This is a genomic window from Streptomyces glaucescens (genome assembly GCF_002154375.1).
Classification (GTDB): domain Bacteria; phylum Actinomycetota; class Actinomycetes; order Streptomycetales; family Streptomycetaceae; genus Streptomyces; species Streptomyces glaucescens.
Map to the genome: position 1 here is coordinate 1 of NZ_MUND01000597.1, position 11,209 is coordinate 11,209.

At 73.7% G+C, this 11,209-nt stretch carries 9 protein-coding genes; 7 read left to right on the forward strand and 2 right to left on the reverse strand.

Annotated elements, in window-relative coordinates; genetic code table 11:
• On the reverse strand, positions 1-826 hold an 826-nt coding region (locus tag CCN42_RS32605), incomplete at its 3' end, for a DMT family transporter (RefSeq protein ID WP_169731566.1).
• 239 nt (positions 827-1,065) lie between these two features.
• Between CCN42_RS32605 and CCN42_RS32615 the strand changes: the two genes are divergently transcribed.
• The 6 genes from CCN42_RS32615 (at position 1,066) to CCN42_RS32635 (ending at position 7,778) form a co-directional block, all read left to right on the forward strand.
• Entirely contained in the window at positions 1,066-1,809 is a 744-nt protein-coding gene (locus tag CCN42_RS32615; RefSeq protein WP_086741002.1) for a (2Fe-2S)-binding protein, read from the forward strand.
• A gap of 38 nt (positions 1,810-1,847) precedes the next feature.
• Positions 1,848-3,014: a glycogen synthase gene (gene glgA / locus CCN42_RS32620; RefSeq protein WP_086740993.1), complete on the forward strand. Its 1,167-nt coding sequence runs from the start codon at positions 1,848-1,850 to the stop codon at positions 3,012-3,014.
• Positions 3,015-3,094: 80 nt separating this feature from the next.
• On the forward strand, positions 3,095-4,315 hold the full coding sequence (gene glgC / locus CCN42_RS32625) for a glucose-1-phosphate adenylyltransferase (protein WP_086740994.1): 1,221 nt from the start codon (positions 3,095-3,097) through the stop codon (positions 4,313-4,315).
• A gap of 668 nt (positions 4,316-4,983) precedes the next feature.
• Positions 4,984-6,477 (forward strand): SDR family NAD(P)-dependent oxidoreductase, encoded by a 1,494-nt coding sequence (locus CCN42_RS32630; protein ID WP_086740996.1) that lies wholly within the window; start codon positions 4,984-4,986, stop codon positions 6,475-6,477.
• 589 nt (positions 6,478-7,066) lie between these two features.
• Positions 7,067-7,240, forward strand: a complete 174-nt coding sequence (locus CCN42_RS41720) for a hypothetical protein (protein WP_107408981.1) — start codon at positions 7,067-7,069, stop codon at positions 7,238-7,240.
• A gap of 55 nt (positions 7,241-7,295) precedes the next feature.
• Positions 7,296-7,778 carry a GNAT family N-acetyltransferase gene (locus CCN42_RS32635; protein ID WP_086740998.1) on the forward strand — a complete coding sequence of 161 codons (483 nt, stop codon included), beginning with the start codon at positions 7,296-7,298 and terminating at the stop codon, positions 7,776-7,778.
• 67 nt (positions 7,779-7,845) lie between these two features.
• Here the strand turns inward: CCN42_RS32635 and CCN42_RS32640 are convergent, their stop codons facing one another.
• Positions 7,846-9,195 carry an amidase gene (locus CCN42_RS32640; protein ID WP_086741000.1) on the reverse strand — a complete coding sequence of 450 codons (1,350 nt, stop codon included), beginning with the start codon at positions 9,193-9,195 and terminating at the stop codon, positions 7,846-7,848.
• Between the two features lie 198 nt (positions 9,196-9,393).
• Here CCN42_RS32640 and CCN42_RS32645 point away from each other — a divergent pair.
• Positions 9,394-11,209, forward strand: a 1,816-nt coding sequence (locus CCN42_RS32645) for an alpha-mannosidase (RefSeq protein ID WP_143662095.1), incomplete at its 3' end; no start/stop codon positions are given.

The window sequence follows — 11,209 nt, forward strand, 5'->3', positions numbered from 1 at the left end:
GGGCGATGCGCTCGGTGGTCAGCAGGATCAGGCCGCCCGCCGCGACCACACCGCAGCTCAGGGCGAGCGCCGTGCCCGTCGTGCCGTAGCGGAAGGTCTCGCCGAACATCGTGATGCCGACCGCCGCCGCCACCACCGGGTTCACCACGGTGAGCGTGGCCAGCGGGGCCGCGAGCCCGGCGCCCCGGTAGGAGGCCTGGGACAGCAGCAGACCGGCCGTGGCGAGCACGCCGATCGCGGCGAGGGACGGCAGATCGGCCGCCGACACCCCGCCGGTCCAGCCGACCGCGACCGTCTTGGTGAAGACCGAGGAGATGCCGAAGGCGATGCCGGACGCCGTCGCGAGCAGCAGCGAACGCATCGCCGGATGCCGGTGCGCGGCCCGGCCCGCGATCATCAGGGCCGTCACCGCACCGGCGGTCACCAGGAACACCGCCACCTGCTGCGGTCCGCCCAGCGACTGGGAGCCGGACGCGCCGACCAGGGACAGCAGCCCGGCCAGTCCCACGGTCGCCATGACGGCTCCGCGCCAGGCGGTCGCACCGGCCCGTCGGCCCACGAACAGGGCCGCCATCGGAAGCGCGAAGACGATGGTGAGGGCGCCCAGCGGCTGAACCACGCTCAGCGGGCCGTAGGCCAGCGCCACCACGTGCAGCAGTCCGCCGAGGCCGTTCAGCGCCACCGCCGCCCACCAGCCCGGCCGACGCAGCGGCGCGTACTGCTCGCCCGGCGAGGACTCCGCGACCCGCTCCTGCACGATCGCCCCGCCCGCGTAGGCGACGGCGGACACCAGCGACAGCAGAACGGACAACGCGAGGGCGCTCATGAGCTGCTCCTCTGCGTGAGGCGGGGGCGCGGGGCCCGGCGCGGCAAGCGGTCGGCTTCCATGCCAACACGATGCCCTGCCGGTCTGTTCCCCGTCGTCGTACTTGAGCACACAATGCGTACTACTGCCGATGGAGTACGGACGGCGTGCGGTCATCCCCAAGACGGGCACCGGGAGGGGGGACCCCTGGGAGCGGACCCTTAGGGGCCCTGCTACTACTGGTCCTCGTGGACCTCGACGTGGACCTCGACCCCGGACTCGCCGCGCTGCGCGCGCCCGGCGGATTCTTCCCGCTGCGCGCCGCCGCGCGCCCGCCCCGGGCGCTGCCGACCCTGGCGGAGGTGTACGCCGGGCGACCCGGTCACGTTCACGGCGATCCCCTGGACTTCCGCGTCCGCAAGGTCGCCGCCGCCCTGCGCGCCCCCGAGCCGCGGACCGCCGCCTCCGTGGCCCACCTCGGGCTCGCCGCCCGCCTCTGGTCCGTCGCCCTGGGCTGCGCCGCGCTCTACGGCCGCCTCCCCGCCCTCGACCCGGGGCGGCTCCACTGGGACCCCGACGCGAGCGCCCCGGACGACCTGTGGCTGCCCGAGGTGATCCCTTCCCGGCGGGCGGGCGACCCCGCCGCCCTCGCCGACGCCGTGCTGCGCGGGCACCTCGTCCCCCTGGCCGCCGCCGTACGCGCCCGGCACCGGCTCGCGCCCGGCCTGCTGCGCGGCAACGCCGCCTCCGCGCTGGCCGGTGCAGCGCGCACCCTGGAGCAGTGGGCGCGGGCGCACGGCCGTCCCGAGGTCGCCGCCCGGACCCGCACCCTCACCGCCGGCCTGTTCGCCGACCCCCTCCTCGCGGGCACCGGCACCCTCACCGGCACCGCCTTCCGGCGCCGCAGCTGCTGCCTCTACTACCGGGTGCCCGGCTCCGGGGTGTGCGGCGACTGCTGCTTCACCCGGCCACCGCGGTCTTCCCCGCGCGCCGCATCTGGGTGACCATGAAGGCATCAACCGCTGAGACAGGGGGTTCACGGGTGCGCGTGGGACTGCTGACCCGGGAGTACCCGCCGGACGTCTACGGCGGCGCGGGCGTCCATGTGGAGTTCCTGGCCCGGGAGTTGCGCTCCCTGGTCGACCTGGAGGTGCACTGCTGGGGCGAGGCCTCCCGGGCGGAGCGCGGCGCCGGTGTGGTGCGCCACCGCCCCTGGCCCACGCTCGACGGCGCCAACGACGCGCTGCGCACCTTCTCCGTGGACCTGGCGATCGCCGCCGCGCTCGAAGGCCGCGACCTCGTCCACTCCCACACCTGGTACGCCAATCTGGCCGGGCACATCGCCAAGCTGCTCCACGGCATCCCGCACGTGCTCACCGCCCACTCCCTGGAGCCGCTGCGCCCCTGGAAGGCCGAGCAACTGGGCGGCGGGTACGCCCTGTCGAGCTGGGCCGAGCGCACCGCGATGGAGGCGGCCGACGCGGTGATCGCCGTCTCCGGCGCCATGCGCGAGGACATCCTCGCCTGCTACCCGGCACTGGACCCGGCCCGGGTCCACGTGGTCCACAACGGCATCGACACCGAGCTGTACCGGCCCGATCCGGCCACCGACGTACTGCACCGCCTCGGCGTCGATCCCGCCCGCCCCTACGTCCTCTTCGTCGGCCGCATCACCCGCCAGAAAGGCGTCCCCCACCTGCTGCGCGCCGTCCGGGACATCGACCCGGCAGCTCAGGTCGTGCTGTGCGCGGGAGCCCCCGACACCCCGGAGATCGACCGGGAGTTCCGCGAGCTGTACCGGGAGCTGAGCGGGGCGCGGGAGGGCGTGCACTGGATCCCGCGGATGCTGCCGCGCCCCGAGGTGATCCAGCTCCTCACCCATGCCGCCGTGTTCGCGTGCCCGTCGGTGTACGAGCCGCTGGGCATCGTCAACCTGGAGGCGATGGCCTGCGGCACCCCCGTCGTCGCCTCCCGGGTCGGCGGCATCCCGGAGGTCGTCGCGGAGGGCAAGACGGGCCTGCTGGTGCCGGTGGACGACGAGTTCGAGGCGGGTCTCGCCCAGGCCCTGGACGCGGTGCTCGGCGACCCGGAGGGCGCCCGGCGGATGGGCGAGGCGGGGCGGGACCGGGCGGTCGGGGAGTTCGGCTGGGACACGGTGGCCCGGCGCACCGCCCGGCTCTACGAGCGGGTCGTCGCCGACGGAACGTAGTGTGCCGGCGCGGCCCTCGAACAGGATTGTCCCGCCCGTGTCCGGGCAGGTTCTCTGCAACCAGCGTGAGGGGAGCGGCCATGCGTCGTGGGGGGCCTTCGGTGCTCGGAATCGTCCTCGCCGGAGGCGAGGGCAAGCGTTTGATGCCGCTGACCGCGGACCGAGCCAAACCCGCGGTCACCTTCGGCGGCACCTACCGGCTCGTCGACTTCGTCCTGTCCAACCTCGTCAACGCGGACATCCTGCGGATCTGTGTGCTGACGCAGTACAAGTCGCACTCGCTGGACCGGCACATCACCACCACCTGGCGGATGTCCAGCCTGCTCGGCAACTACGTCACCCCGGTCCCCGCCCAGCAGCGCCTCGGCCCACGCTGGTACCTGGGCAGCGCGGACGCCATCCTCCAGTCGCTGAACCTGGTGTACGACGAACAGCCCGAGTACGTCGCGGTGTTCGGCGCCGACCACGTGTACCGCATGGACCCGCGGCAGATGCTCGCCCAGCACATCGAGTCCGGGGCCGGCGTGACCGTCGCGGGCATCCGGGTGCCGCGCGCCGAGTCCCCGTCCTTCGGGGTGATCACCCCCGGCTCGGACGGGCGGACGGTGCAGCGGTTCCTGGAGAAGCCGGCCGATCCGCCGGGGCTGCCGGACGCCCCCGACTGCGTCTTCGCCTCGATGGGCAACTACCTCTTCACCACCAAGGTCCTCATCGAGGCGCTCCAGCGGGACGCAGAGGACGAGAGCTCGGTGCACGACATGGGCGGCTCGATCCTGCCCCAGCTCACCGCGCGCGGCGAGGCCCAGCTGTACGACTTCGGCGACAACCACGTGCCCGGCGAGACCACCCGCGACCAGGGGTACTGGCGGGACGTGGGCACCCTCGACGCCTACTACGAGGCGCACATGGACCTGATCGCCGAGCGCCCCGCCTTCAACCTGTACAACCGCCACTGGCCCATCTACACCCACTCCAACCAGCTCTCCCCGGCCCGCTTCAACGGCGGCGGCATCGCGGGCGAGTCGATCATCAGCTCGGGCTGCCTGATCCGGGGGCAGGTGACCCGGTCCGTGCTCTCGCCGGGGGTGGTGGTCGACCCCGGCGCGGTGGTGCAGGGCTCGGTGCTGCACGACAACGTGCACATCGGCCGGGGTGCGGTGGTGCGCGGCGCCATCCTGGACAAGAACGTCGAGGTGCCGCCGGGCGCCACGATCGGCGTGAATCCCGAGCGGGACGCCGAGCTGTACACGGTGTCCAAGGGCGGGGTGATCGCGCTCGGGAAGGGGCAGCTGGTCTCGTGACCCGATCCGCTGTTGACCGAGCGTAGCCCGACGGTCCTCGAGTGTGAGCGGACGGATCGACCGCTTGCCCATTCGTGGTCGACGCGAGGCCGGTCGTTGACCGCTGCCGACCCGCTCGGAGCCCCAGCGCGGCCCGCCGGCCGGTCCCGGCGGCCTGGCCGCACTGCCGCGCGGCCCGCTGACCGACGTCCGCCGTCTGCCCGGGCTGCCGCGCGGCGCCCTCTGCGGCACGGGCCGGGTCCTCGGCATCGGCGTCTCCGCCGCCGGTTCCACCCGGGACGCCGGCTCCTCCCGGCCGTCGCCTGCGCGCGCCCGGCGCCCGGCGCACCGCCGGCGCGGTCGTCGGCCTCGACGACGTCCACCGCGTCCGCAGGCCGCCGACGGCACCGTCGACGACGTGCTGATCCCCGTCGTCGCGGGCCCCCGCGGCGCCGGCTCGACGACCGCGGCGCCGTCCCGCTGCGGGCTCGCCGGCGACGCCGAGCACGTCCCCCGGCCCAGACCGGCTCGTCCAGGCGCCCACCGGCGGGGCACGGACGCTGATCAAGGCCTGTACGCCCTGATCGAGACGGGTTTGGCGGCAGGGCCCGGCGCTCCGTAAAATCCGACGTTCGAATGCGGGCGCGAGTCGGAGCGCCGCCAGGGCAGAAGCAGGGAACGCAGCGGCGATGACGGTCACAGAAGACGGCACCCAGACCACGGACGAGGTGGTCTACGGGCCCGGCATCGACCCCGAGCGCCTGGCGATCTGCCTCAGCGTGCTCGAAGAGCTGGACAAGCTGGAGGTCGACCACCCCGACGCGATCAAGGTGCGCCGGGCCACCTCGCAGATCTACCGCACGGTCAAGCAGCGCCGCCGCCAGGAGCGCCGGGCCGCCAAGACCGCGCACGACCGGCAGGTCACCGAGGCCACCGCGACCGGCTCCGCCGAGCGCATCGACGACGAGACCGAGGGCATCCTGCCCTCCTCCAAGATCGAGGCGGGCCGGATCGCCGGGATACTCCAGCGCCCGCGCTCCTGCTACGTCTGCAAGACGCGGTATGTCGAGGTCGACTACTTCTACCACCAGCTCTGCCAGAACTGCGCCGCCGAGAACCGGGCCAAGCGCGACGCCCGCGCCGACCTCACCGGCAAGCGCGCGCTGCTCACCGGCGGCCGGGCCAAGATCGGCATGTACATCGCGCTGCGGCTGCTGCGCGACGGCGCCCACACGACGATCACCACCCGGTTCCCCAAGGACGCCATCCGCCGCTTCAAGGCCATGGAGGACTCGGCGGACTGGATCCACCGCCTGGAGGTCGTCGGCATCGACCTGCGCGACCCGGCCCAGGCCGTGGCCCTCGCCGACCAGGTCGCCGAGGCCGGTCCGCTCGACATCCTGATCAACAACGCCACCCAGACCGTGCGCCGGCTGCCCTCCGCCTACGCCGCCCTGGTCGAGGGCGAGAGCGCCCCGCTGCCGGCCGGGGAGCTGCCCGCCCACCACGTGATCGGCGCCTTCAACTCCGGCGCGGTCGACGGCCTCGCCGCGCTGCCCGTCGGGACCAGCGGCCTGGACGCCCAGCAGGTCGCCGACCTCGCCCTGGTGGCGGGCAACGCCAGCGTCGCACGCCACCTCGACGGCACCGCCATCGACGCCGGCGGCCTGGTGCCGGACGTCGTGGACACCAACACCTGGGTGCAGACCATCGAGCAGATCTCCCCGGTGGAGCTGCTGGAGACCCAGCTGTGCAACTACACCGCGCCGTTCATCCTGATCAGCAAGTTGCGCACGGTGATGGCCGAGGCCGCCCGGAAGGCGTCCAGCAAACGCTCCTACGTCGTCAACGTCTCCGCGATGGAAGGCGTCTTCAGCCGCGGCTACAAGGGCGCCGGGCACCCGAACACCAACGCCGCGAAGGCCGCGATGAACATGGTGACGCGGACCAGCGCCCAGGAGATGTTCGACACCGACCGCATCCTGATGACCTCGGTCGACACCGGCTGGATCACTGACGAGCGCCCGCACTTCGACAAGCTGCGCCTCGCCGAGGAGGGCTTCCACGCCCCGCTCGACCTGGTCGACGGCGCGGCCCGGGTCTACGACCCGATCGTGCGCGGCGAGGCGGGCGAGGACCTGTACGGCGTCTTCCTGAAGGACTACGCGCCGGGCAAGTGGTGATCGTGCCGGGCGGCGGCGTCGGGTGACCCTGCCGGGCGGCGGCGTCGGCTGACCGGGGCGAGCCGAGCCGAGCCGGGCCGGGCCGGACCCGGCCGTCGGGTGACGTGACGTCAGCGGCACGGTCGGTGCACCACCGGCCCGCCGCCCGCAAGTCCTGCTCCGCCGAACGGGTGGGCGCACACCGGGGCGCCCACCCTCTTCTTTTGCGCACTCCGCCGTACATCCGTTCAGCGCGCTGGGCCGAGCGGGTGACTGTCAAACGGGTCATCATGTAGCAAAAGGGTGCAAGGGGTTGTGTCACGCATGAGGGATGACTTGGCACAGTCGCACCCGATCTCCCGTTGTTTTGAGCCCCATCGAGCGGACGGCCGCTCATTTGGTTAACCTGAGGCGGACGGACAGCAGCACGGGTCCCTACCCACACCCATTTGTCCGTCCCGGGATCAGCCGGCGCACAACGGCCTGCCTCCCGCGACTTGTCGACGCCACCGCGTCCGGACGGATTCCACCCAGACCCGAGTGCGCGTCGGTCGCGGACCGCGGACCCACCGGCGAGCCCGAGGGTGACCCGACACATAAGGAGTGCGCGGTGACACCGGAGAAGAAGAATCGCGAGCAGCGCCCCAAGGATCGCGCCGAGCGCGCGGGCCGGCGCCCAGGCGAGATCGGCAGCCTCGACGTGTGGGCCCGTTCGGCCCCGATCCGCCTCGCGGGTTACGAGGACGACCTCGCCGAGCCGCACATCCTGCCCAGCGTCGACTGAACGCCGGGCAGCCTGCCGCGATCACCGGTCAGCTGGGCGTGCGAGACTCACGCCCATGCTGATCAGAGAAGCCACCGCCGACGACTGGCCGCGCATCTGGCCGTTCTGGCATCGCATCGTCGCCGGCGCGGAGACCTACACCTGGGACCCCGACACCGGCGAGGAAGCGGCGCGTGCCCTCTGGATGAGCCCGGCCAAACGCGTCTACGTCGCCGAGGACGCCTCCGGAGCCGTCGTCGGCTCCGCCTACCTGACCCCCAACTACGGCGGTCCCGGCGCCCGCATCGCCAACGCCGGCTTCATGGTCGACCCCGACCAGGGCGGCCGCGGCATCGGCCGCGCCCTCGCCGAGCACGTTCTCGCCGAGGCGACGGCACACGGCTACCGGGGCATGGTGTTCAACGCCGTCGTCGAGACGAACCCCGCCGTGCGGCTCTGGACCTCCCTCGGCTTCACCGTCCTCGGCACGGTGCCGGAGGCTTTCGACCATCCCCGGCACGGGCCGGTGGGGCTGCACATCATGTACAAGGCGCTGTGACCGGCGCACGGCGGAACCGTGCGCCGACGAGCTGCGGGAACCGCGCGCCGACGAGTGCTGGGACCCGCTAGCCGAGCGGCGCGATCCGCTCCCACGGGCGCTGCCGCTCCAACTGGGCCGCCACGTCCAGCAGTACGGCCTCCGACCCCGGCCGCCCCACCAGCTGCACGGCGCACGGGGCGCCGGAGGCAAGCGTGCCGAGCGGGACCACCATCGCGGGCCAGCCGGTGAGGTTCCACGGCGGGGTCATCGGCGCGTACGCCGAGTTGGCGGCGACGTTGCGCAGCCAGCCCCGCTCGTGCCACGGCGCCACCCGCGGGGAGCGGCGGGCGAGCGCGGGGGTGAGCAGCACGTCGTACTCGTCGAAGAACGGCTTCAGCCGCCGGCGCAGCGCCTCCCGGTCCGCGCCGGTGCCCACCCGCCCGGCGAACCGCCGCCCGATGGCCGCGTGGACGCGGGTCCGCCGGGTCAGCAGCCGCGGATCGAGGTCATGGACGTCGACGGATGCGCCCGCCGTCCAGTGCGCCAGCGCGGTCACGGCCAGCGTCCTGGGATAGGGCGGGTCGGCGCGCCGCACCTGGTGCCCCGCCTTGATCAGCAGCCCGGCCGCCTCCCGTGCGGCGGACGTGTACGGCTTGCCGAGGGCTGCCCCGGCCAACGGGCTGCGCAGCGACAGGGCGATCCGGCGGGTGGCGGCCGTTTCCGGCCGTGTCCCGTCGACGTCACGGTCAGCGAGGACGGAGAGCATCAGCCTTGCGTCCGCGACCGTGGTGGCGAACGGGCCGTTCTCCGTCATGCCGAACCAGTCGTTGCCGCCGAGGCCGGCCGGGACCACCCCGTGACCCGGCTTGATCGCGACCAGTCCGCAGTTGGCCGCCGGTATCCGCAACGACCCCATGCCGTCGGTGCCGAGCGCGATCGGCACCATCCCGGCGGCCACGGCGGCGGCACTGCCGCCCGACGAGCCGCCCGCGGAACGGGAGGTGTCCCACGGGTTGCGGGAGGTGCCGTGCACCCCGTCCGTCGTCGCGAAGATGCACAGCTCGGGCACGTGCGTCAGGCCCACGACGACCGCGCCCGCGGCCCGCAGCCGGGCCACGGTGACATGGTCCCGTTCGGCCGGCGTGTCCGGTGTCGCCGCCGAGCCGTTGCGGCAGGTCTCGCCGCCGACCGGCACGTTGTCCTTGACGGCCACGGGCACACCGGCGAGCGGCAGACCGGCCAGATCCCCGCGCGCGCCCACCTCGTCGGCCTCCCGCAGCGCCGCCTCGGCCCGCACCACGCGGAAGGCCCCGATCCGTCCGTCCAGCCGCTCGATCCGCGCCAGGTGCTCCGCCACCACCTCCCGTGGCGTGACCTGCTTCTCCCGCACGGCGGCGGCGATCTCGACGGCGGTCCGTCCGACCCAGTTGGTCACGGGTGCTCCTCGGCGATGGGTGGGCCTACTGGCGAGTACGCAGGCAGCACTCTGCCCAACCCGGCCGGGCCGTGTCGAGAGGCGCGGTTCGAACCGGCCGTCGCAGGGGAGCTGTAGACCTCGTCGGGACCCCGTGACGACCCGGTCGCCGCGGCCCGACCCCGCGAACCGCCGGTCCCGGAGCAGCAGGGAGACCTTGTGCATGACGACCGCACCCTCGTCGAAGGGCGCCTGAGGCGTGTCCTCGACGAACGCCTCCGGCCCGCCGTCCACCCGGAGACCGTGCCGCTCGAGGTGACCGTGTGGCACGCCCCCGGCGAACCGGTGCCCGTCGCCGAGGGACTGGCGGCCGAGGGCGGGCCGGTCCGCCCCGGTGAGCGGTGGGGCGCGCCCTGGGGGACCAGCTGGTTCGGCGTGCGCGGGACCGTGCCGGTGCAGTGGGCCGGGCGGACCGTCGAGGCGCTGCTCGACCTCGGCTTCGACGGTGGCACGCCCGGCTTCCAGTGCGAGGGGCTGGTGTACCGGCCCGACGGCACCCCGGTGAAGGGCCTGCACCCGCAGAACCAGTGGGTGCGGATCGGCGCGCCCGTCCGCGGCGGGGAGGAGGTGCGGCTGCGCATCGAGGCCGCCTCCAACCCCGTCGTCCTGGGCTTCCCGCCCTTCCGGCCGACACCGCTCGGCGACCCGGAGACCGCCGGGCGCGAGCCGCAGTACACGCTCGGGCGGATGGAGCTGGCCGTCTTCGACGAGACGGTGTGGCAGCTGGTCCTCGACCTGGAGGTGCTCGGCGAGCTGATGGCCGAGCTGCCGGTGGACTCCGCGCGCCGCTGGGACGTCCTGCGGGCGGTCGAGCGGGCCCTGGACGCCGTCGACCTCCAGGACGTGGGCGGCACCGCCGAGCGGGCGCGGGCCCGCCTCCGGGGCGTCCTCGCCGCGCCCGCCGCCCCCTCGGCGCACCGGATCAGCGCGGTCGGGCACGCCCACATCGACTCGGCGTGGCTGTGGCCGCTGCGCGAGACCGTGCGCAAGGTGGCCCGTACGGCCGCGAACATGACCGCGCTGATCGAGGACGAGCCGGAGTTCGTCTTCGCCATGTCGCAGGCCCAGCAGTGGGCGTGGGTGAAGGAACACCGGCCCGAGGTGTGGGCCCGGGTGAAGGAGGCGGTGGCCGGCGGGCGGTTCGTGCCGGCCGGCGGGATGTGGGTGGAGTCGGACACCAACATGCCGGGCTCGGAGGCGATGGCCCGCCAGTTCGTCCACGGCAAGCGGTTCTTCCTGGACGAGTTCGGCATCGAGAACGACGAGGTCTGGCTGCCGGACACCTTCGGCTTCGCCGCCGGGCTCCCGCAGATCATCGGTGCGGCGGGAGCGAAGTACCTGCTGACGCAGAAGATCAGCTGGTCCCGCACGAACACCTTCCCGCACCACACCTTCCACTGGGAGGGCATCGACGGCACCCGGATCTTCACCCACTTCCCGCCCGTCGACACCTACAACTGCGCCATGCGCGGCGCCGAACTCGCGCACGCCGCCCGCACCTTCCGCGAGAAGGGCCGCGCCCGGCACTCCCTCGCACCCACCGGCTTCGGCGACGGGGGCGGCGGCACCACCCGCGAGATGGTCGCCCGCGCCGCCCGGCTGCGCGACCTCGAAGGCTCCCCGACCGTGCGCTGGGAGACCCCCACCGCCTTCTTCGCCCGCGCCGAGGCCGAGTACCCGCAGCCGCCCGTCTGGGTCGGTGAGCTGTACCTGGAACTCCACCGCGCCACCTTCACCAGCCAGGCCGGCACCAAGCGGGGCAACCGCCGCGGCGAGCACCTGCTGCGCGAGGCCGAACTGTGGGCGGCGACGGCCGCCGTACGGACCGGATCCGCCTACCCCTACGAGGAGTTGGACCGGCTGTGGGAGACGGTGCTGCTGCACCAGTTCCACGACATCCTGCCGGGGTCCTCCATCGCCTGGGTGCACCGGGAGGCCCGCCAGACGTACGCGCGGGTGGCGCGGGAGCTGGACG

Excerpts from the sequence above, each read along its gene's own strand:
- CCN42_RS32635 (WP_086740998.1), top strand. The coding sequence starts at position 7,296 with ATGCTGATCAGAGAAGCCACCGCCGACGACTGGCCGCGCATCTGGCCG.
- glgC (WP_086740994.1), top strand. The coding sequence starts at position 3,095 with ATGCGTCGTGGGGGGCCTTCGGTGCTCGGAATCGTCCTCGCCGGAGGC.
- CCN42_RS32630 (WP_086740996.1), top strand. The coding sequence starts at position 4,984 with ATGACGGTCACAGAAGACGGCACCCAGACCACGGACGAGGTGGTCTAC.